Genomic DNA, 20,703 nt, shown 5'->3' on the forward strand with positions numbered 1-20,703 from the left:
GCGCGGCCACGGGGGGGCAAGGACCACCCAAGACTGTGACACAGGCACCGAGTGACCGTGCGCCGTTTGGCAACAAGCGGATCGGCCATGCCTTCGGCATATGCCCAGGGCCGGAAGGGTTCCGGCCAAGATGGCCGGAAGACGGGGGGAACGCGGACGAAGGCGACATCCCGGCGGTCCCGGCCTCCCGTCCGCCGCCGGGCCGCCCCGCACGTCGCGGGCCTCCGCCGCGGCGCGGCGCGGCCACCGGGCCTTTCCGCGGCGCGGAGGTGAAGCGGCGCGAACCGGGCACCGGGCACGCCCCGGGGGTGCATCCGCGCGCCGCCCGGACGAGACGCGGGGTTCAGCGGACCGGACGGCGACCGGAGGACGGCGCCCGTGGCCGCGCGGCCCGGCGGGAGGGCCGTCGCCACCGCGCCCCCGGAGCCGCGCCGCCACCGCGCTCGCCGGGGATCCGCGTGCCCGGCTCCTTCCCCGGTCCCGCCACCGCCGCGGAGTTCTCGGCGGCGGTGCCCACGGGGCGTACGCCCCGGCGGCCGGTCCGCCGCGGGGCGGGCCGGTCCCGGCGCGCTCCTCGACGCCGAGGCGGCGCGCCTGCCGCGCCGGGCCGCCCGCACCGTGCTCGCCACCGTCCGGGCGCTCCGCCCGGCGCCCCCCTTCCGCAACCGCCCGACGCGTTCCCGCAGGAGCCGCCGGACCGCCCCCGCGCCCGGGACGAACCGGGCGGAACCCGCGGCACACCGTTCCGGAGGACGTCGAGGAGTCCCCGCGGAGGACGCGGGAGGGCCGTCGCCACGGGCACGGCCCCGCCGCACCCCCGCAGGGCGGCCCCGGCCGCGCACGGCCGGGGCCGCCCGCGTCGTACGGGTTGCCCCGCGGGGACCGGTCTCAGTCGGGCGGCTCCACCGCCCCCGCCTCCGCGCTCACGTCCGTCGGCCCGGGAAGGGCCTCGGCCCGTTCGGCGGTCCCCGAGTCCGTCAGGGTGAACAGCCCGCCGTCCGGGTCGCGCAGCGTCGCCTGCACCCCCGGCTCGTGGGAGACCACCGTCCCGCCGTGCCGCAGCGCGGCCGCCACCCGCCCCTCCACGTCCGTCACCGGGAAGTGCACCTGCCAGCGGGGCCGGATCGCCGGGTCCGGGGCCGCCTCCAGGGCGCCCGAGGACAGCCGCGCCACCGCCCGCCCGGTGCCCCGCAGCACGACCTCGTCGCCCTCGTACTCCACGTCGCAGTGGCCCGCCCGCCCGCAGGCCCAGTCCAGGACCTCCCCGTAGAAGATCGCCGCCTCGAAGGCGTCCCGCGTGTGCAGCCGCACCCACGCCGGCGCCGTCGGCCACCCCTCGCCCCAGCCGGTGGGCAGCTCGCCCTCCCAGATGCCGAACACCGCCCCGTCCCGGTCCGCCGCCAGCGCCCCGCGCCCCAGGGCGAACGCGACCGGCCCGACCGCCACCGTGCCGCTGCGCTCCCGGATGCGTCCCGCCGTCACGTCCGCGTTCCGCACGGCGAAGTACGGCGTCCAGGCCACCGCCACATGGAACGCCGAGGCCAGGGCGCCCATCCCGGCGACCACCCGGCCGCCGGACAGCGCGACGCTGAAGTCCTTCCCGAGCCGCGCGGGCCGGAACTCCCACCCCATGACGGCTCCGTAGAAGTCGTGCGCGGCCTCCAGGTCGCGGGTCATCAGGCTGACCCAGCACGGCGCGCCGTAGAGCGCGCCGCTCGATGTCGCTGCCGCTCCCGAACCCGTGGCAGCCGTCGGTTCTCTGGTCATGTGCCAACCATCCCGGTATCGCCTCGCACGTCGTCCGACCGCTGTCCATCCTGTCACTGTTTGCCCTCTGTGCGCTCCTCGCCCGGTCCCTTCGCGGCACGCGGTGCCGCGCGGCGCGCCGGGAGGCCGGCGGAACGGCGGCACGGGAGAACCCCTCTACGGTGGGGGACCAGTGTTCCCCGGAAGGCAGTGGTGACCATGGCCGTCGGCGCGCCCCGCGTCACCGACCCCCACCCCGACGACGAGGGCGCGCGGCGCGGCGGTCCGCGCCCCGTCCGGCCCGCCGTCACGGCGGGCGTCCCCGCCCTCGCGGCCCTGCCACTCGCCCTGCTGGCCGCGGCCTCCGCCCTGGGCCGGCACGTCCGCCCCTCGGCGGACGAGTGGTGCTTCCTGCCGCTGGTCCGCGACCGCGGTGTCGCCGGGGTCGTCGAGCAGTTCTACGCGGTCGACAACGGCCGCCTCGCCAACGGCCTCCTCGTCGGCCTCTACGCGAGGTTCCAGGTCGCCGGGCACCAGTGGTACGCCGCCGTCAGCGCGGCGGTCGTGCTCGGTCTGCTGTGGGCCCTGACCGCCCTGCTGCTGCGCCGCGCCGGGCTGCGGGCGCCGCGCGGCACGGCGCTCCTGGTCGCCGCCGTGACGGGCGCCGTGTTCCTGCTCGCCACCCCGAACACGTACAAGACCTTCTACTGGCCGGCCGCCTCGGTCTCCCACACCCTCGCCCCGGTCCTGGCCGCCGGGGCCGCCCTGCCGCTGCTCGCGGCCCGCGGCCGGCGGGGCCGGGCCGCCGCCCTCGCCACCGTCCTCCCGGCCGGGGTGTTCATCGGCACGCTCTCCGAGGAGGCGTCGGTCGTCGCCCTGGTCGTGCTCGGCACCGCCGCCGCCCTCGCACCGGGGGTCCTCGCCGGACGGGCCCGCCGCACCGTCCGCGTCTGGGCGCTCACCGGGGCGGCGGGCGTCGCCGCCGGCACGCTCCTGCTGGTCGCCTCCCCCGGCTCGCGCAACCGCCGCGAGCGCCACGACGCCGGGACCGCCTCCATGCTCGCCCCGGACTCCCTCCTCACCTCCCTCAAGCTGTTCGCGCGGATCCTGGGGGAGATCCTCACGACCTGGCAGTACGCGGGCGCCGTCGCCGCGGGCGTCCTGCTGGGCCTCCTGGCCCGCCGCCGCCCGGACGCCGGGCCCGCCGCCGTCCTGCCGTACCGCCCGCTGCGGCTGCTGTCCCTCGGCGCGCTGGTGTTCCTCGTCTCCGGCTACCTGTGCACTGTCGTCACGTACCCGGTGTTCGGCACCCGGGTCCTGACCACGGAGCGCACCTGGAACGACTACCTGCTGCCGTACGTCCTGCTGCTCGTCGCCGCCGGCGCCCTCCTCGGCCGGTCCCTGCGCCGCGCCGGTCGGCCCGCCGCCCTCCGGCGCGCCGCCGCGGCCGTCTCCGCCGCCGTGTGCGCCGCGGCCGTCCTGGGACTGGCCGTCCCGCTGCACCAGCTCGGCGGCGACATGCGGGCCCGGGCCGAGCGCTGGGACCGCCAGGACCGCTTCCTGCGCGAACGGGCCGCGAGCGGCGCCGAGACCGCCCCGTACACGCCGAACACCGTCGCCCGGATGCTGGAGCCGTTCGGCGGGGGCGGCGGGCGCCGGTGGCCGGCGGGCTGCGTCGCCGACTACTACCGCCTGGACCGCGTCACCGACGGCCGGCGCGCTCCGCGGACCCCGTCAGGGGCGGCGGCCCGCCCCCGACGGGGCGGGTCCGGCCGCGGGGCTCCCGGGCGCGTCCCGGTCGGTCTCCCGCACCACGTAGTGGGGGCGCCGCTTCGACTCGTGGTAGATCCTCCCGACGTACTCGCCGATCACCCCGAGCGTCGCCAGCTGCACCCCGCTCAGCCCGACCACGGCCGTGATCAGCGTGGCGTACCCCGGCGTGTCGACACCGTCCAGCAGCGCGTTGGCCACGATCCACGCGGCGTAGGCGAGCGCCGAGAGGAACAGCCACAGCCCGGTGTGCACGGCCAGCCGCAGCGGACGGCTGTTGAAGGACAGCAGCCCGTCGACGCCGTAGTCCAGCAGCCGCCTGCGGCCCCACTTCGACGCACCCGCGGCGCGGCACGCGTTCTCGTAGCGGAAGGAGACCGTGTCGAAGCCGATCCACGAGAACAGGCCCTTGGAGAACCGGTTGCTCTCCGGCAGCGCCAGGACCGCCGCCACGGCGCGCCGCGACAGCAGCCTGAAGTCGCCGGCCCCGTCGACGACCTCCACCTCCATGAACCGCCGCACCAGCCGGTAGTAGGCGCGGCTGAGGACCCTGCGGACCGGGTTCTCGCCGGACCGGTCGCGCCGGGCCACCACCTGGTCGTAGCCGTGCCGGCGCAGCTCCAGCATCCGCGGCAGCAGCTCCGGCGGGTGCTGGAGGTCGGCGTCCATCAGCACCACCGCCGCGCCCCGGGACATCCGCATCCCGGCGAGCATCGCCGACTCCTTGCCGAAGTTCCGGCTGAACGAGGTGTACCGCACCCGCGCGTCGGCGCGGGCCAGCTCCCGCAGCCGCTCCACGGTCCCGTCGCGACTGCCGTCGTCCACGTAGCAGAGCTCGAAGGCGGCCCCCGTGGGCTCCAGCGCGGCCACCACCGCCGTGTGGAAGGCGCCGATCACCTCGCTCTCGTCGAAACACGGAACGACGACCGACACGTCCACCATCGCTGACCCACTCCATGCACGCCGGTGCGGGACGCCCCTCCGGCATCCGCCGCGCGGAGGGTGCCGGAGGGCCGCCGAGGCTGCCTCCGCCTCGCCTCCAGCGCCGCACGGCCGCGGCCCGCCCGCCACCGGGGGAGCCCGTACGGGTGCCGCGCCGTCCCGGGACCCGTCGTACGGACGGCCCCGGCCCCACCAGGGGGCCGGGGCCGGGCACCGGCGCCCGCGGTGTCCGCGCGGGACGGCGGCGGGTGGTCACCCGCCGGCCGCCCGCGCGGCCCTCCTCACCGCGGCGCCCGCCAGGGGTCCGTTCCCGCTTCCGCCGGTCGCGGCGGGGGACCGGCCGGCGGAAGCGGGAACGGACGTCCCTCGTGATCGGGAACCCGGTCCCGGGTCTCCCCTGGTACAACCGGAGACCGGGTTCCCCGCCATGTGCGCGGGACGGACGGTGCGTCCCGCGGTCCGTCCCGCCCCTACGGGAGGGACGTGAACGGTGCCAGGAACGCCCGGGCACCGGGCGCGTCCAGGCGGTAGGCCACGTTGGTCGCGTAGCACGGGCCGTCACCGGTGATCGTCGTCGCCACCAGCGTCCGCTTCCCGTCGAGCACGGCGAAGTTCGGGCCGCCCGAGTCGCCGTAGCAGGCCCCGCCGTTGCCCTGCGGCGCGGTCATCCCGAGCCGCACCCACGCCGTGTTGAGCGCGTTGAACGACACGGGCGCCTTCATCCGCACGCCGCCGCCCGGGTGGGTGTGGCCGCCCGGCCCGCGCCGCGACTCCTGCGTGCCGTACCCGGCGACGGTGAACGACGCCTCCTCCAGGCCCCGCGGGCCCAGCGCGCCGAGCGCACCCGCCCGGGGCAGTTCCGCCGGGGTGAACGACCAGCGGGCGGCGACCTGCGCGGCGGGCAGTTCGACCACCGCGATGTCGTACGTGTCGGAGGCGGAGCCGGGGTAGCGCGGGTGGTTGTGCACGGTCCCCTCGACGGCGACCTCGCGGGCGACGGCCGCCGGGTCACCGGGGTGGCGGCCGGCCGCCTCGTCGAGGGCGCCCCGCACGTCCTGGTCGAGGGAGACGAAGAACCGGGCGTTCTCCGGCCAGTCGGTGGTGCAGTGCGCGGCGGTGAGGAACGTGTCGGCGTCGACCATGGTGCCGGAGCACACCCAGTCGACCCGGTCCGGCGTCGTCGCGTCGCCGTCGTCGTCCCAGGTGGCGACCAGCGCGCCGACCTCGGTGCGCTCGGGCGCCGGGGCCGCGTTGTACGAGTTGATGGCGGAGGACGGCACGGCCGCGCCGACGACGACGGCGCAGGCGGCCGCCAGGGCGGCGCTCACGCGGGCGGGGATGACGCTCAAGAGAAACCCTTCCGGACGGCGAGTGAACAGGTGCTTCTCCTGTGGGGTGACCGAAAGTGAAGCGCGTGGCGCCCGTCCCCGGAAAGAGGGAAACCCCTGGCCCACCCCTACACCGCGCGGGGGTGCGGACGGGAGGAGGGCACGGCCGGGCGCGTCGGGGCCGGGCGGCGGACGGGCGCGCGGGGCCCGGCGGGACGGCTCCCCTCCGCCGGGCCGGCCTCCGCGAGCGGCGGTGAGGACCGGCGGGGCGCACCGCCCTACTCCGGCAGTACGGCCTCCGCCCACGTCAGGTCGGCGGAATCCTCCAGCGTGTGCGGCGTCCCCTCCAGCGCCGCGCGGAGCGCCGCGGCGCGGCGGGGGTCGCCCGGCATCGCGACCAGGCTGACGGCCGGCCCCTCCGGCCCGTCCTGCACGCCCAGGACCAGCTCCTCCAAGGACCCCCGGTCCGCGAGGGCGGCGGTGAGCACGGCGCGCAGCAGGGCCGCGCGGGCGGGGGTGTCGACCGGCGGGGCGCCGTCGCCGGCCCGGGCGTGGACCGTCACCTCGCAGCCCGCTTCGCGGGCACGGCCGACCAGGTCGCGCAGCGGCCCGTCCAGGACGCCCGGCAGGTGCAGCTCGTCGCGGACGGACCGGGCCAGCCGGTCCGCCCGGGTGCGGACGGCGGCCGGGTCGGGGGCGTCGCCCGCGGCGACCGCGCGGAGGAAGGGCACGATCTGCGCGTCGATCTCCCGCAGCCGCCGGCGGTGCTGCTCCGCCCCGGCGCGGGCGGCGGACTCGGCGGCCACGACGGCTGTGCGGTGGTGGTGGGCGTCCAGCACCGCCCCGCCCAGGGCGACCAGGGTGCGCCGGATGACCAGGCCCATCACCACCCCCGTCGCGGGCGACAGCATCGCGGGGAGGACCATGACGACCGCGCTCGCCGTCGATCCGGAGCCCGGGGGGTCCACGGCGGTCAGCACGAGGATGCCCACCTCCTCGCACGCCAGTGCGAGGACGGTCTGGCGGACCGGGCGCACGATGACGAGCAGGGTCAGCAGCGGGGTGACCGCGCCGATCGGCCACGAGCGGTAGTCCGCGACGGCCTCCGCCGGGAGCACCGGCAGGCAGCTCACGGCCCCCACGACCGCGACCGCGAGCAGCGGGAGGGCCACCCGTCCGCCGATCCGGCGGTCGGCCCGGCGGATCAGGACGCAGGTGGCCGTCGCCAGCGCCAGGTACCACAGGAGGTGGCCGGAGAGCACCGGCGTGCCGACGGTCTGGAACACCGCGACGGCGGCCATGACCACCAGGTACGGCAGGCACACCGCCGCGAGCGGGCCCCGCACGTCGCCCACGGCGGCGCGCAGCACCTCCTGTTGCCGGCGCGGGCGCGCCGTCATGCCGCCGTGCGCGTCCGGTGCCGGGGCACTCCAGCGCAGGCACACCGTCGTGCCGTGGCCGGGCCGGCTGCGCACGTCGGCCGAACCGCCGACCTCGGCCATCCTCCGTACGACGGAGTCGCGCAGCCCCAGGGCGGCCCGGCGGACCCGGCCGGGCGCGAACCCGCGGCCGTCGTCCGCCACGGTCAGCTCCAGGCCCCGGTGGTCCCCGTCCAGCCGGACGGCGACGTGCGCGGCGCCGGCGTGCCGTACGTTGCGCAGAGCCTCGACGGCCGCCCCCGCGCAGGCGGCGGCGACCTCGTGCGGCACGGTCAGCTCCGGGGGAAGCGGGTCGTCACCCGCGGTCGGGGGTCGCCGCCCACGGAGGTCGCCGCCAACCCCTCCAACAGCGGTACGAGGTCGGTGGCCGCGCCGTCGTCCGGCCCGGCCCGGCCCGCCGTCAGCGCGGCCACCGCGCGGCGGGCCTCGGCACGCCGCTCCGCGGCCGGTACGCCGCTCATGCCCGCCACGCGCAGCGCCGCCCCGACGTCGTCGTGCAGCAGCCGTTGGAAGTCGCGCCGGCTCCGCCGGGCGGCCCGCTCCCGCGCGGCGTCCGCGCTCGCGTCCTCGTCCTCCCGCATGGCGGTGTCCGCCCGGTCGCCGGCGGCGCGCAGGACGGGGGCCACCGCCGTCGCCGCCACCCCCGCGGCGAGCGCCGGCCAGGCCCCCTCCAACGCGGTCGCCGCGCCCTCCTGCCACCCGGCGGCGACCTGCGCCGCCAGCGCGGCCGCCGACGCCGGCCGTCCCCGGCCCCGCGGCAGGTAGGCCGCGGAGAGGAGGACCGCCACGGCCGTCACCGTGGAGCGCAGGCCCACCGACCACTCGGCGGGCCGATGCACCGCGTACGCCGCGTGCACGACCGCCGCCAGGGCCAGGGCGCACCAGGCGTCGACCGGGCCGATGCGGACGAACGCCCCCCGGTGGACCCAGGCCGTCGCGGCCGCGGCGACCAGCACGGTGACCCCCAGGGGGAGCGGACGCGGACCGGGCGGGACGGACAGCGGGACGGCCGTGAGCCACCAGACCGACGCGATCAGCAGGCAGAGCCCGGCGAACGCGCGGCGCAGGGCGGTCTCCACCCCGGACCGGTGGGTGCCGCGCCGGGTCACCCGGCGGCGCCCGGGGGCGGCGTACCCGGTCCGTCGGAACCGGCCGGGCCGAGGTCGATGTGGCCGTCCGCCATCAGGCGGTACACCAACTCGGAGGTGCCGGCCGGCCGGGTCCCCCGGTTCCTGCCGAACGCCTCGATGGCCCGCCGCCGGTGGGTCCGGACCGTCTCCTCGGTCATGTACAGGCGGCGGGCGATGGCGTCCGTCCTGAAGCCGCGGGCCAGCAGCTCCACCACCTCGAGCTGGCGGGGGCTCAGCCGCACCCTTCCCCGGGGGTCGTTGACGATCTGGTGGGCCAGCCGGCCGGACACGTACGCGTTGCCCGTGTGCGCCGCCCTGACCGCCTCGACGAGCTGGGCCTCCGGATCCTCCTTCAGCACCAGTCCGAGCGCCCCCGCCTCGATGCCCCGGCGCACCACCACGGGGCGGTGCTCGCGGCTGAACAGCATGACCCGCGGGCCCCACGCCCGCAGGCGGCCGACGTTGTCGGCGACGTCGCTGCCGTCGTTCAACTCGATGTCCAGGAGGACGACCGAGGGCAGCGCCGTCACGGCGGACGGCAGCGCGCCCACGTTCCCGGCGCTGCCCACCCACTCGATCTCGGGCGCCGACTCGGTGAGGTACGCCGGGATGCCGCGCAGGATCATCGAGTGGTCGTCGACCGCGGCCAGGCGCGGTCCGTTCGCGGCGGCACCGCCGTCGCCGTCGTGCGGTCCCCGGGTGTCGTCCATACCGCCCCCTCCTCCCGCGGCCCGCCGGTCACCCCGCCGGTCCCGGCCGCCCGGCACCCAGGTCTACCACCGGCGGCCGCCCCGCGTCTGTCCCCGTGGGCGGGGACAGACGGGCGGGGGGATCCGGGGGCAGGGTGTGAACGGGCCCCGGCGGGCCGCGGGACGGGAGCCGGGGGCGTACGGCACCGATATTCAGGAGGACGTTCATGGGCAGGTTCACCAAGCGGGTCGGCACCTTCGACTCGCCGCACTCGGTCGAGGACACGCTGCAGGTCCTCTTCAAGGGCGTCGCCGAGCAGCTCAGCGACCCCTCGCCGGACGTGTCGGCACCCGGCGTGGAGGCGTCGGTCTACCTGAGCCGCTTCGACACCGGCGGCCTGAGCGTGACCGCGGGCAACAGGATCGAGACCTACTTCACCTTCCACGTCGACCTCACGCCCACCGCCGGCGGCTGCACCGGCGAGGCGTACTTCGACCGGCGGATGGGGGCGATCACCCGCTGGATGGGCAACGCCATCGGCCTGACGGGCGGGCTGTCCCTGGTGTTCCAGCGGTGCAGCGTGCGCACCCGCGGCTGGACCATCGCCTGAACCCGGAGGGAGGAGAAGCGATGGGCGAGCTGACGTGCAGGTGCGGGCAGCACCTGGAGCGGTGCTGTTCACGGGGGTGCGGCCGCTGCACCTCGGGGCACCGGTGCCCCCGGCACGGCAAGGACTGGGCCGTCACGACCGGCGGTGGGTTGTTCAGCGCGGGCCGGTCGGGCAGCGGCGACAGGTGCCGCAAGGACCAGGTCCCGGTCGTCAACTGCCCGCACTGCCGCGGGCGGCGAGGCAGGACCTGCGGAACGTGCGGCGGCACCGGCCAGACGTGCCCCGTCCACGGCCGCTTCTGGACGTGACCCCGGCCGGGGCCCGGGGCGGGGCGGCGCGGTGCGGGAGACCGCGCCGCCCCGCCCCGCCGGTGCCGCCCCGCCACCGGCACGGACCGGGACCGTCCGGGGCGAGCGGCCGGGACGGGGGGCGTGGACCGGGGGGCGTGGACGGTCGGGGCCCGGGAGGCGGGGCCGTCCCCCCGGAGCCGCCGGGGTCGGGGTCCGCGCCCGTTCTCCGCCCGTCCGCGCCCTCCGCGCGTCGGCGGGGCGGCGCCGGACCGCGGCCGGGGACCACCCCGGTGCGTCGGCGAGGTGCGGGAGCGGCGGGGGAGCGCCGCGAGCCCGGCGGCCGGTGCGCGGCCGACCGGTGCGTACACGGGACCGGGGCGTGGCGTGCCGCGGGAAAACGTGTCGGCTATGCGCGTGAAGGAGCGCTCCGAGAAGGGGCGCCCCTTCGCGGATGGGCTTTCGCCTCACCACGGCGCCGGTAGGCGCCCCTCCACGCCGTCTTTCCGCTCCCTGCACCGCGCTCCTTCGTTCAGGGGGTTTGGCCGCTTCGACATGTGATTTCGCGATTGTGGGATGGATTCTGGTTCGGCACCGTCGCGCCGCCACGGCCGACGGGCCCACCGGAAGGAGAAATCCATGTTTTTCGCGCGCAAGACGGCTCTGGGCTGCACGGTCCTGCTGGCCCTGGCGTTCACCGGCGTCGGCACGGGCCAGGCGGCCGCCGCGGCCCCCGAGGGCGCCGCCCAGGCCGCTCCGCAGACCCTGGTCCTGCGCACGGTCAAGGACCCCAACATGGTGGCCGACATGGCCTACGGCTCCCCGACCGCGGGGAACCCGGTCACCCTGTACCCCTACCACGGTGGGACGAACCAGCAGTGGGAGGTCGTCCCGGTGCAGGGCGACTGGTTCCAGCTTCGCAACAAGGCGTCCGGCACCTGCCTGGTCAACGGCTACCACAGCGTGGAGAACGGCCACAAGCTGGCCGGCTACGGCTGCAACAGCGGTTACGAGGACCAGCTCTGGACCATGGTCGGCGTCGAGAACACCAACCAGTTCACGCTGGTCAACAAGTACAGCGGCAAGTGCATGGACCAGACCCTCAACGGCACCACGCAGACCCAGCTCACCCAGTGGCAGTGCCACGGCCAGGTCCAGCAGCGGTGGACCGCCGCAGTGGTCTGACCCGGTCCCACCCCGTCGCGGTTCACCGCGGCCCGTCCGCCCGGCCGTCCGGGCCGGGCGGACGGGCCGCGCCCGGCCCGGGCCGGGCGCGGCCGCCGGTGCGGTCCGCGGCCGACCCGTGTCAGTGAACGTCGGTCGATCGCCGGCGAAGGGCGACCGACCGACTTCTGCGCCAGGCGGGGCTGACTCCTCGTGGGTTCGTGACAGTGGGGGATGGCCGCTGTCCTGTCCCATCGGAGGGCGGGCGGTCCCCACGCACCTCGAGCACGGTGGGTGCCGGCCGTCGGCCCCGGGCGCATCGCCGGCTCCGTGTCACAGCCGCGTGGTTGGGTGGCCGCATCCCTGAAGGAGGACCACGTGACCGATCTCAAAGCGGAGTTGCACCGCGCGCTGCAGGCAGGACGGGCCGGTCTGCTCTCCAAGCTGGAGGGACTCGCCGAATACGACATGCGCCGGCCCATGACACCCACCGCCACGAACCTGCTGGGCTTGGTCAAGCACCTGGCGGGCCTTGAGTACGGGTACCTCGGCGAATCGTTCGACCGACCGGCACCAGAACCGCTGGTCTGGGTCGAGGACGGTTCGATCTGGGAAGGCGCAGACATGTGGGCCAGGCCCGACGAGTCCAGCGAGTACGTCATCGGGCTCTACCGGCGTGCCTGCGCGCACGCCGACCGGACCGTCGCGGATCTCGCGCTCGAAACCCCGGGTCAGGTGCCGCACTGGCCCGAAGGCCGCCGGGCCACCACCTTGGGCGTGCTGCTCGTTCGTATGGTCTCCGAGACGGCGCAGCACGCTGGCCACGCGGATGTCCTGCGAGAGCTCATCGACGGCAGAGCCGGACCGGATCACGACGGCTTGGGCGACGATGCCGAGTGGCAGCAGTATCACGCCCGCATCCAGGCGGCGGCCGACGCCCACCGTGCTTGAAAGATGTGTTGAGACCGCCCGGCCTTCGACGAGACGGGACAGCGGCCGTCGATCGGCGGTCACTGGCACGGGCCGGCGGCGGGTGCGCACGTCGCGGGGCGCCGACCGCGTGGAGGAGGCCCGGGCCCCGGTGATCCGCCGGGCGGGTCACGGAACCGCGCCGTGGCGCCGGCCGTCCGGGGCCTCGGCCGGTTCCCGGAAGCCCGGTGCGCCGTCCAGCGACTGCTCCGTCCAGACCGTCTTGCCGTCGCGGGTGTACCGGGCGCCCCAGCGCTCCGTCAGCTGCGCGACCAGGAACAGCCCCCGGCCGCCCTCGTCGGTGCTGCGGGCCCGTCGCAGGTGCGGGGCGGTCGTACTGCCGTCGGACACCTCGCAGATCAGTGCGGAGTCCCTGATCAGGCGCAGCTGCACCGGCCCCGACGCGTACCGGTAGGCGTTGGTGACGAGCTCGCTCGCGATCAGCTCCGTCGTGAGCACCAGGTCGTCCAGCCCCCACTCCGCGAGCTGCGCCGCCGTCAGCCGCCGGGCCCGCTGCGCCGCGGTCGGCTCGGCCCGCAGCATCCACGTGGCCACCCGGTCCGCGGAGAGGACCCGCGTCCGGGCCAGCAGCACGGCGACATCGTCGGTGGGGTGCTCGGGCATCACGGTCCGCGTCACCTTCGCGCACAGGGCGTCCAGGTCGCCCTCCGGCCCGCTCAGCACCCCGTACAGCAGCTCCAGTCCCTCCTCGACGTCGCGCCGGCCGGACTCGACGAGCCCGTCCGTGTAGAGCGCGAGCAGGCTGCCCTCCGGGAGTTCGAACTCGGCGTTCTCGAAGGGCAGGCCGCCCAGCCCGAGCGGCGGGCCGGGGGCAGAGCGGCGAGGACGGCCCGCCCGTCCGGCGTGACCACCACCGGCGGCGGATGCCCGGCCCGGGCCATCGAGCAGCGCCGCGAGACCGGGTCGTACACCGCGTACAGGCAGCTGGCGCCCACGATCTGCTCACCGCCCAGCGGGCCCGTCCCCTCCTGCTCCCCGGCGATCCGCCCGACCAGGTCGTCCAGCTGCGACAGCACCTCGTCGGGCTCCAGGTCGAGGCCGGCCAGCGTGTGCACGGCCGTGCGCAGCCGCCCCATCGTCGCCGCCGCCGGCACGCCGTGCCCCACCACGTCGCCCACCACGAGGGCGACGCGCGAACCGGACAGCGGGATCACGTCGAACCAGTCCCCGCCGACCTCCGTGGCGCCGCCCGCCGGCAGGTACCGGTGGGCGATCTCCACCGCCGGGTGCTCCGGAACGCCCGCCGGGAGGAGGCTCCGCTGCAGCGACAGCGCCGCCGTCCGCTGCTGGGTGTAGCGGCGGGCGTTGTCGATGGAGACGGCGGCCCGCGCGGCGAACTCCGCGGCCAGCGTGAGGTCGTCCTCCTCGAACGGTTCCGGGCGGTAGGCCCGCCACAGGCTCACCACGCCCAGTACGGCCCCGCGGGCGCCCAGCGGCACCGCCATCAGCGAGTGCGCGTCCACCTCGCGCCCGGTGCCGCCCGCGCCCGCCGCCGGGCCCGTCTCCAGTACGGGCCGCCGCAGCCGCAGGCACCGCTCCTGAACCGGCCCAGGGGCGAACACCGCCTCGCCGTCGGGGCGGCGCGCGGCCGGCGGCGGCGGCTCCGTGACGGAGCCCAGCGCCACCCGGTGCAGGCGCGCCGAGGCCCCCGGCCCGGGCTCCCCGCCCCGTACGACCGGCTCCAGCAGGTCCACGGCCACGCAGTCCGCGAGACCGGGCACCGCCACCCGCGCCAGTTCCCGGGCCGTGCGGACGACGTCGAGGGTGGTGCCGATCCGCTCACTGGCGTCGTTCAGCAGGGCGAGCCGCCGCCGGGCCCGCTCCCGTTCGGTCACGTCCTCCACGAACTGGGTGACGCCCAGCACCTCCCCGGCCGGATCCTGCATCCGGAAGGCCGACACGGCCACGAACCGCTCCCGGCCCGGCGGGTCCGCCAGCAGCCGGCACGGCTGCTCGGTGAAGATCAGCGGGCGGCCGGTCTCCAGGACCGACCGCAGCCCGCGCTCCGCGGTCCGCGCGTCCGGCGCCACGAGGAAGTCGCCCATCCGGGCTCCCCGCAGCGAATCCGGGGGTGCGTCCGCGAACCGGGCGACGGCCCGGTTGACCCGCAGGATGCCCAGGTCGGGTCCGTGCACGCTGACGCCGATGGGGCAGCGGCGGAAGATCCCGTCGAGCAGTGACCGGTCGGTCTCCCACTGGATCACCTCGTCCGCCGGCGCACCGACGAGGAACCACTCCCGGCGGTGCCCGTCCCGCAGGACGAGCCGGGCGCGGAAGCCCATCAACAGCGGTGGCCCGTCCTTCCTGCGCACCGGCAGCACCCCGAACCACCCGCCCGCCCCGACGCACGTCGTGACCACCCCCGCGGCGGCGTCCCGGTCCTCCGGGCCGATCAGCACGTCCAGCGCGCGGCGGCCGATGACCTCCTCGGGCCGGTAACCGAGCAGGTCCTCGGCGAGCGCGCTCCAGCCGACGACCGTGCCCCGCTCGTCGAGGACGGCCGTCGCCGCCCGGTGGAGGGAGAAGGGGTCCTCCGGGCTCTCGGTGAACGTTCGCAGCGGCGTGCCCATCGCCATCACCCTCGTACGGGAAGACGGACCCGGCAAGCGCTGCCGGGGCCCGGGGGGACCCCCGCGCCCGGCGGTCACCGCGCGTCCAGCGCCTCCGACAGCTCCTCCAGGGCCTCCAGCAGCCGACGCGCGGCCGCCCGTACCACCGGGTCGGCGGACCCCTCCGCCGCGCCGAGCGCCGCCCGGACCCCCTCCCAGCGCGGCACCCGCCCCTCCCGTACGTCCGCCGCGCCCCGTTCCGCCGCCCCGCGCAGCGCCTCCACCAGCGCCGCGGCGCCCGGGGACGGCGCGGCCGAGCGGTGCGGCGGGTGCGCCTCCAGCACCATCGCCGCCCGCGAGAGCCGGCCGATCGCCCGCCCCGCCGCGTCGGTGGCCGCCTCCGACGGCCCCCGGTGCCGCACCGGCTCGTGCGCGGCCCGGTCCACGGCCTCCCGCCAGGCGATCCGGGCGGCGCGGGCCTCCAGCAGCGCCTCCCGCACGGCGCCCGCCGCGGGCCGGTCCGGCCGTGCGTACCGCTCCAGCACCTCGGCGGCGTACCGGACCGAGGCCGCCAGCCAGTCGGCCAGCCGGGAACGCAGCCGCGGCGTCTCCCACGCCGGGTACACGGCGTAGGCCAGCATCGCGAGGGCCCCGCCCAGCAGGGTCAGCACCACCCGCTCGCGCACGGTCTGGGTCCACTGCGCGCCCGCCATGCCCAGCAGGAACACGACGTACGCGCAGAGGGAGACCTGCATGGCGGTGTACCCGGTCCGCAGCAGCAGGTACGTCGCGAAGGCGGCGGCGACGGCGAGCGCCGCCGACGCGTACACGCCCGGGTCCGCCAGCCGCACCACACCCGTCGCCAGCGCGACCCCCACCAGCGTCCCGGCGAGGCGCGCCACCGACCGCGCGTACGTCTGGCCGAAGTCGGGCCGCATCGACATGACGGCGGTGAGCGGGGCCCAGTAGCCGTGCCCCAGGGGAAGCGCCGACCCGAGGAGGTACCCGGCCGTGGTCACCGCCGTCACCCGGACCGCGTGCCGCAGGTACGGCGAGTCCCGGTGCCGCACCTCCGCCCGGACGTCCCGCACGGCGACCGGGACCAGGCTCAGCAGACCCGGGCGCACGCGGAGCTCCTCCGGGTCCGCCCGCCGGCCGCCGGGCGCCGCGGCCTCCACCACCTCCTCCAGGAGCCCGGCGAGCCGGTCGGCGGCCCGCCGGGCGGGTGCCGTCCCCAGCACGGCGGGAGTGTCCGGCGCGCGCAGCGCGGCGAGGGCGCCGGACGGCACGTCGGGAGGACTGCCGCGCCGGACCGCCCGGGCGGCCGCGTCCAGCACCTCCCCGGCCGCGCCCAGCAGTTCCCGCACGCGGTCGCGGCCGGGCCCCCGCGCCGGTACGCCCACGACCGGGTCGGCCAGTGACGCGAGGACGGGGCGGATCCGCTCGGCCGGTCCCCGGGCGCCGTGCAGCTCGCCGGGACGGCGCCGGGCCTGCCGGGGGTGACGGCGGCGGCGCTGCGGGCCGTCATCAGGGGGGCCGGGTCGAACGGGGCGTACGGGTCGTGGCGCAACCGCCGCGCGTAGTCCGCCACGCCCGCCAGCGCGTCGGCGAGCGCGTCCCGCTGCGGACCCCAGCCGCGCACCGGCAACAGCACGACCAGCCCTGCCTGGACCACCCCGCCCGCGGCGATCACCGCCGCGTGCACGGCGGCGTCCCCGACGGACGTGGGCAGGGTGACCGTGACCAGCATCATCGCCACGTTGGACGAGGCGATCAGCCCCACCGTCGGCCCCTCCGTCCACGCCAGTCCGGAGACGAACGTCCACACGGCCAGCAGCGCGAGGAACGCCGCCGGGTGCCCGGCACAGACGTACCCCAGGAACGTGGACACCGCCAGGCTCAGCCCGGACGCCAGCGCCAGGGTCGGCCGCGGCCGCCAACTGCGCTGGAACGTGGCCATGGCCGCCTGGAACGCGCCGAACGCCGAACTGGCCGCCGTCGCCGGCCCGCCCACGGCGGCGCTCACCAGCACCACCAGCGCCAGCCCGGCCGCCGCACGCAGCGCGGCGAGGGGCTCCAGCCGCCGCCGCTGCACCGCGAGACCCGAGCGGGCGGTCGCCTTCAGGGAGCGGAGCCAGGTCATGGCGCCGAGCGTAGGCCGGGAGGAGGCTCCCTCCCCGTACCCGTCCGGCCGCCCGGCCCGGTGTGTCGCCCCGCCCGCGGACGGTACGCCCCGTGTCCGCCGGGTACCCGGTGGTCCCCACGCCGACCTGGGAGGCAGCATGAACGACGAGACCCCGCGCGACCGGGCCCGCGAGCGGAGCCGCGAGGCGCCCGGTGCCGGCTCGGGCGCCGAGGACACGGCGCACCGCCGCGACGTGCCCGGCACGGCGAGCACCGCCGAGGGGTACCGGCCCGGCGAGGGCACCGCCGGCGGCGAACCGCTCGCCGGAGTGGAGGCGGACCGTCCGGAGGGCGGCGAGGACCCCGACGGCGGCGAAGGCCCGGACGGCGGTGAGGACCCGGACGGCGCGGGCGGCGGCCGCGGGTCCTAGCGGCCCGGGCACGGAACGGCCCCGCGGAGCCCGCGGGGCCGGAGCCCCGCGGTCCGGGGACCTCCGGCCCGCGGGGCCGGGGCCGGTACGGCGGCGCGCACACGGGCCGGCCCCGCCACCACGACCGCGGTGACGGGGCCGGCCCGCGGACCGGCGGGTCTCACTCGGCGAGGACCCGGAACGTCTCCAGCGACCCGTCGGCCGCGTCGGGCACCAGCATCCCCGCGGCGACCCCGCTGCGCAGGTAGTCCACCACCTCCCGGGTGATGACCTCGCCGGGCGCGACGGCCGGGACGCCCGGCGGGTAGGGGCTGATCGTCTCCGCGGCGATCCGGCCCGCGGCCTTCTCCGCCGGCACGTGCTCCGCCTCACCGAAGAACGCGGTGCGGGGCAGCACCGCCTGCTCCAGTTCCAGCGCGCCCGGCTCGGGAAGCCGCACCGGCCGCGGCCGCTCGATGGAGTCGGCTCCCTCGACCAGCGCGCGCAGGGCGCCGCACAGGACGTTCTCGGTCCGGTCGTCGTCGCCGTGCGTGAGGGTCGCGCTGATCCGGAACGTGTCGGCGGCGCCGACGTCGACGCGGCGCTCCGTCCGCAGCCACTCGGCGGCCTGCATGCCGCTGACGCCCAGCTCCCGCACGTCGATGGTGATCTTCAACGGGTCGATCTCCGCCGCGAGGCCCTCCCGGACGACGGCGTCGTCCATGAGCCGCAGCCCCGGCAGGCCCGCGACCACCTCGCGCACGCGGCCGGCCCGGCGCAGCGCGGTCTCCAGCAGCTCGCGCCCCTGCTCGACCATCTGGCGCCGCCACCCGTCGAGCGTGGCGTACACCAGGGACGACGAACTCGTCGTCCCCAGCAGGTCCTCCCGCTGCCGGAGCACCTCGGGGGACACCCGGTCGCCCCGGAGGTGGAAGACGGAGCTCTGCTCGACCGCCCCGCCCATCTTGTGCACGCTGGTCACGACCAGGTCGGCCCCGGCGTCCATGCCCCACACCGGCAGCTCCGGGTGGAACGGCAGGTGGGCGCCCCACGCCTCGTCGACGATGAGCGGTACGTCGTGCGCGTGGCAGGCCTCGGCGGCGCCGCGGACGTCCGCGCACGACCCCCAGTCGGTGGGGGTGATCAGCAGCATGCCCTTCGCGTCCGGGTGGGCCCGCAGGGAGCGGCGCACGTCGTCCGGCTCCGGCGGGTGCGCCAGGTGGCGCCCGGCGTCCCACTTCGGGTGGACCCACACCGGCTCGACGCCGTTGACGATCACGGCCGAGATCACCGACTTGTGGGCGTTGCGGGAGACCAGCAGCTTCTCACCGGGACCGGCCACCGCCAGCATCGCGGTCTTCACCGACAGGGAGCTGCCGCAGGTGGAGAAGAAGGCGTGGTCCGCCCCGACCGCGTCCGCCATCAGCTCCTGGGCCCGGGCGAGCACCCCCCGCGACTCGCGGCGGTCGTCCAGGCCGTTCAGCGACAGCACGTCGGCCCGGAACAGGTCCTCCCCGAGGACCTCCAGCACCCTGGGGTCGACCCCGGGCCCCTGCTTATGCCCCGGAGGTCCGTACACCACGTCCCCGCGCCGCCTGAACTCCTCCAGGGCCTCGAGGACCGGTACCCGGGAATGGTCCATCAGTCGTCTCCTCCGTACGGTCCCCTACCGCCCCCGGGCGCCCCGGGGGCGGTCTGCGGCTCCGGCCGTTCCGGTCCGCCGCCCCGTCTCACAGCAGCGGGCCGAGCGGCCCCAGATCGATGTTCAGGTCCTCCGGTTCCAGTCCGAACCGGGTCCGCAGGACCTCCATGCGGTCCTCCAGCAGCATCAGCGTCATGCCGATGCGCTCCTCCTGGTCCTCCGTCAGGTCCCCGTCCTCCACCCGGCGCAGCGCCTGGCGTTCCATCAGCTGGCGCAGCAGTTCGACCACGGTGAGGACGAGACGGGCGAGGTCCCGTTCGACGGAGTCGGGGTCGAGCTCCACCCGGCGGCGCGGCCCGCTCACCCGGACCGTCCCCACGGCGTCGGCATCCCGTCGCCGACCGAGCTGATCAGCGCCTTCAGGTCGACCCGCACGAGATCCACGTCGGCGATGCTGAGCGTCAGGTCACCGGTGAGGACGACCCCGCCGGCGAGCAGCCGGTCCAGCAGGTCGACGAGGGCGACCCTGCGGTGCTCCACGCTCACGCCGCTTCCTCCTCCTCCGCGATCCCGGCGAACGAGTACGGCGCCCACGGCCCGGTCAGCTCGACCCGCACGCCCTCCTGCCCGTCCGCGCGGCCCACGAGGGCCACGAAGCCCTCGGCCTGCTCGCGGGTGACGAGGTAGGCGGCGTTCAGGACGTTGACCCCGTCGGCGTCACCGGTGAGCCGCGGGTCCTGCGGCGGGTGGAGGACGGCCGCCTCGGCGTGCGCGGAGAGCCGCCCGTGCAGGGTGCGGCCCGTCTCCTCGGCGCGCCGCCGGCCCTCCTCCCGGCCGCTGCGCTCCCGCAGCCGTCGGCGCAGGTACTCCCGCCCGCCGACCGCTCCGGACGGAGCTTCCCGGGGGTGGTGGGCCGGGGGGCGGACGACGTCCGCGCGTAGACCTTCACGCCCCACTCGACCCTCCCGTCGAGCCGCTCCAGCGCCCGGGTGAACCGGTCGCGCCCCTCGTCCAGCAGCCGCCGCACCCCGCTGTCGTCGCGGCACACCGTGGCGAGCCGCAGCGGCAGGGGCGAGGTGACCGCGGTGAGGGCCGCCAGGACGGCGTCGTGGCGGCGGGCGGTGGCGGCCAGCCAGTCCAGGTCCTCCAACCGGGCGCGCAGCGGCCCCTCCTCGAACTCCTCGGCGGGCACCGCGTCCACCACGGCGACCAGGTCCCCGTGGTGGAGCAGCCGGGGCGGCTCGCCGGTGATACCGGCGGCGCCCTCCGGGAGGACGCCGTCGAAGGGCCGGCACACGGCGTACACGTACCGCAGGGGCGGGGTGGGAGTGGTCATGCCGTACGCTCCTCCAGTTCGGCCAGGCGCCGCCGCAGTTCCTCGTTCTCGTTCGCCAATGCGTCGCGGCGGGCGTGCGAGGAGAGCGCCGGATCGTGGCGCCACCAGTCGATGCCCATCTCCTGGGCGCGTTCCACCGAGGCGACGACGAGCCGCAGCTTGATGGTCAGCAACTCGATGTCGAGCAGGTTGATGCGGATGTCGCCCGCGATGACGACGCCCTTGTCGAGGACGCGCTCCAGGATGTCCGCGAGGTTCGCGCCCCCGCCGTCGGACGCGAACGGGGAGGGCGGGCGTCCGGGTGTCGTCATGGGCGGTCGGCCCCTTTCTCCAGTCGGTCGAGGAGTTGGTCCTCCAGCCGGTCGAACGTCTCCTCGTCGATCTCCCCGGCCTCCAGCCGCTCGGTGAGGCGGGCGAGCTCGCGGCGGACGGCGGCCGGGTCGTAGTACTGCCGCTCCGCCTCCTCGACCACCCGCCGCAGCACCCAGGCGGTACCGCGCAGGGGCGCGGCGGGCAGCAGGAGGATCTCTCCGAGCAGGCCCACGG

Annotated in this window: 16 protein-coding genes and 4 pseudogenes; 6 read left to right on the forward strand and 14 right to left on the reverse strand. The window is 76.9% G+C overall.

Annotation, left to right across the window (positions count from 1 at the left end; all coding sequences use genetic code 11):
• Positions 1-888: 888 nt before the first annotated feature.
• Positions 889-1,767 carry a VOC family protein gene (locus LUW75_RS23510; RefSeq protein ID WP_250337395.1) on the reverse strand — a complete coding sequence of 293 codons (879 nt, stop codon included), beginning with the start codon at positions 1,765-1,767 and terminating at the stop codon, positions 889-891.
• A gap of 198 nt (positions 1,768-1,965) precedes the next feature.
• Here LUW75_RS23510 and LUW75_RS23515 point away from each other — a divergent pair.
• Positions 1,966-3,393 (forward strand): annotated as a pseudogene (locus LUW75_RS23515) (DUF6056 family protein); the annotation flags it as partial.
• A gap of 87 nt (positions 3,394-3,480) precedes the next feature.
• On the opposite strand, the gene LUW75_RS23520 reads toward LUW75_RS23515, so the two are convergent.
• From LUW75_RS23520 to LUW75_RS23540, 5 genes are all read right to left on the reverse strand, one after another.
• Positions 3,481-4,458 carry a glycosyltransferase family 2 protein gene (locus LUW75_RS23520; RefSeq protein WP_250337780.1) on the reverse strand — a complete coding sequence of 326 codons (978 nt, stop codon included), beginning with the start codon at positions 4,456-4,458 and terminating at the stop codon, positions 3,481-3,483.
• A gap of 470 nt (positions 4,459-4,928) precedes the next feature.
• A complete protein-coding gene (locus LUW75_RS23525; protein ID WP_250337396.1) occupies positions 4,929-5,807 on the reverse strand; it encodes a trypsin-like serine protease in 879 nt (292 codons plus the stop codon).
• A 257-nt stretch (positions 5,808-6,064) separates the two neighbouring features.
• Positions 6,065-7,495 carry a sensor histidine kinase gene (locus LUW75_RS23530; RefSeq protein ID WP_250337397.1) on the reverse strand — a complete coding sequence of 477 codons (1,431 nt, stop codon included), beginning with the start codon at positions 7,493-7,495 and terminating at the stop codon, positions 6,065-6,067.
• A gap of 2 nt (positions 7,496-7,497) precedes the next feature.
• On the reverse strand, positions 7,498-8,304 hold the full coding sequence (locus LUW75_RS23535) for a hypothetical protein (RefSeq protein WP_250337398.1): 807 nt from the start codon (positions 8,302-8,304) through the stop codon (positions 7,498-7,500).
• A 26-nt stretch (positions 8,305-8,330) separates the two neighbouring features.
• Positions 8,331-9,065: a LuxR C-terminal-related transcriptional regulator gene (locus tag LUW75_RS23540; protein ID WP_250337399.1), complete on the reverse strand. Its 735-nt coding sequence runs from the start codon at positions 9,063-9,065 to the stop codon at positions 8,331-8,333.
• Between the two features lie 206 nt (positions 9,066-9,271).
• On the opposite strand from LUW75_RS23540, the gene LUW75_RS23545 reads away from it, so the two are divergent.
• The 4 genes from LUW75_RS23545 to LUW75_RS23560 all read left to right on the forward strand — a co-directional run bounded on the left by LUW75_RS23545 (position 9,272) and on the right by LUW75_RS23560 (position 12,057).
• Positions 9,272-9,655, forward strand: a complete 384-nt coding sequence (locus LUW75_RS23545; RefSeq protein ID WP_250337400.1) for a hypothetical protein — start codon at positions 9,272-9,274, stop codon at positions 9,653-9,655.
• A 20-nt stretch (positions 9,656-9,675) separates the two neighbouring features.
• The gene (locus LUW75_RS23550) at positions 9,676-9,963 is read left to right on the forward strand and encodes a hypothetical protein (RefSeq protein ID WP_250337401.1); all 288 of its coding nucleotides are present in this window, start codon (positions 9,676-9,678) and stop codon (positions 9,961-9,963) included.
• A gap of 618 nt (positions 9,964-10,581) precedes the next feature.
• The gene (locus tag LUW75_RS23555) at positions 10,582-11,127 is read left to right on the forward strand and encodes an RICIN domain-containing protein (protein WP_250337402.1); all 546 of its coding nucleotides are present in this window, start codon (positions 10,582-10,584) and stop codon (positions 11,125-11,127) included.
• Positions 11,128-11,484: 357 nt separating this feature from the next.
• Entirely contained in the window at positions 11,485-12,057 is a 573-nt protein-coding gene (locus LUW75_RS23560; RefSeq protein WP_250337403.1) for a DinB family protein, read from the forward strand.
• 147 nt (positions 12,058-12,204) lie between these two features.
• Here the strand turns inward: LUW75_RS23560 and LUW75_RS23565 are convergent.
• Both LUW75_RS23565 and LUW75_RS23570 read right to left on the reverse strand, forming a co-directional pair.
• Positions 12,205-14,672, reverse strand: a pseudogene (locus LUW75_RS23565) (SpoIIE family protein phosphatase).
• Positions 14,673-14,740: 68 nt separating this feature from the next.
• A pseudogene (locus LUW75_RS23570) lies at positions 14,741-16,788 on the reverse strand (FUSC family protein).
• Between the two features lie 139 nt (positions 16,789-16,927).
• Between LUW75_RS23570 and LUW75_RS23575 the strand changes: the two are divergent.
• Positions 16,928-17,200 (forward strand): hypothetical protein, encoded by a 273-nt coding sequence (locus tag LUW75_RS23575; protein WP_250337404.1) that lies wholly within the window; start codon positions 16,928-16,930, stop codon positions 17,198-17,200.
• A 160-nt stretch (positions 17,201-17,360) separates the two neighbouring features.
• Here the strand turns inward: LUW75_RS23575 and LUW75_RS23580 are convergent, their stop codons facing one another.
• The 6 genes and pseudogenes from LUW75_RS23580 to LUW75_RS23605 form a co-directional block, all read right to left on the reverse strand.
• Positions 17,361-18,821, reverse strand: coding sequence for an aminotransferase class I/II-fold pyridoxal phosphate-dependent enzyme (locus LUW75_RS23580; protein WP_250337405.1), 1,461 nt, complete (start codon positions 18,819-18,821; stop codon positions 17,361-17,363).
• 88 nt (positions 18,822-18,909) lie between these two features.
• A complete protein-coding gene (locus LUW75_RS23585) occupies positions 18,910-19,185 on the reverse strand; it encodes a gas vesicle protein K (protein ID WP_250337406.1) in 276 nt (91 codons plus the stop codon).
• Positions 19,182-19,367, reverse strand: a complete 186-nt coding sequence (locus tag LUW75_RS23590; protein WP_250337407.1) for a gas vesicle protein — start codon at positions 19,365-19,367, stop codon at positions 19,182-19,184. Before LUW75_RS23590 ends, LUW75_RS23585 begins: the two co-directional genes overlap by 4 nt.
• Positions 19,364-20,157, reverse strand: a pseudogene (locus LUW75_RS25060) (GvpL/GvpF family gas vesicle protein). Before LUW75_RS25060 ends, LUW75_RS23590 begins: the two are co-directional and overlap by 4 nt.
• Complete coding sequence (locus LUW75_RS23600) at positions 20,154-20,468, reverse strand: gas vesicle protein (RefSeq protein WP_250337408.1); 315 nt, start codon at positions 20,466-20,468, stop codon at positions 20,154-20,156. Before LUW75_RS23600 ends, LUW75_RS25060 begins: the two are co-directional and overlap by 4 nt.
• Positions 20,465-20,701, reverse strand: a complete 237-nt coding sequence (locus LUW75_RS23605; protein WP_250337409.1) for a gas vesicle protein GvpG — start codon at positions 20,699-20,701, stop codon at positions 20,465-20,467. The genes LUW75_RS23600 and LUW75_RS23605 overlap by 4 nt, the downstream gene beginning before the upstream one ends.
• Between the last annotated feature and the right edge of the window lie 2 nt (positions 20,702-20,703).

Origin of the sequence: Streptomyces sp. MRC013 (assembly GCF_023614235.1) — a bacterium.
Classification (GTDB): domain Bacteria; phylum Actinomycetota; class Actinomycetes; order Streptomycetales; family Streptomycetaceae; genus Streptomyces.

What these genes read in the sequence shown, in the direction of transcription:
- LUW75_RS23520 (WP_250337780.1), bottom strand. Translation starts at nt 4,458, where the DNA reads ATGGTGGACGTGTCGGTCGTCGTTCCGTGTTTCGACGAGAGCGAGGTG.
- LUW75_RS23545 (WP_250337400.1), top strand. Translation starts at nt 9,272, where the DNA reads ATGGGCAGGTTCACCAAGCGGGTCGGCACCTTCGACTCGCCGCACTCG.
- LUW75_RS23575 (WP_250337404.1), top strand. Translation starts at nt 16,928, where the DNA reads ATGAACGACGAGACCCCGCGCGACCGGGCCCGCGAGCGGAGCCGCGAG.
- LUW75_RS23600 (WP_250337408.1), bottom strand. Translation starts at nt 20,468, where the DNA reads ATGACGACACCCGGACGCCCGCCCTCCCCGTTCGCGTCCGACGGCGGG.
- LUW75_RS23510 (WP_250337395.1), bottom strand. Translation starts at nt 1,767, where the DNA reads ATGACCAGAGAACCGACGGCTGCCACGGGTTCGGGAGCGGCAGCGACA.
- LUW75_RS23580 (WP_250337405.1), bottom strand. Translation starts at nt 18,821, where the DNA reads ATGGACCATTCCCGGGTACCGGTCCTCGAGGCCCTGGAGGAGTTCAGG.
- LUW75_RS23550 (WP_250337401.1), top strand. Translation starts at nt 9,676, where the DNA reads ATGGGCGAGCTGACGTGCAGGTGCGGGCAGCACCTGGAGCGGTGCTGT.
- LUW75_RS23540 (WP_250337399.1), bottom strand. Translation starts at nt 9,065, where the DNA reads ATGGACGACACCCGGGGACCGCACGACGGCGACGGCGGTGCCGCCGCG.
- LUW75_RS23555 (WP_250337402.1), top strand. Translation starts at nt 10,582, where the DNA reads ATGTTTTTCGCGCGCAAGACGGCTCTGGGCTGCACGGTCCTGCTGGCC.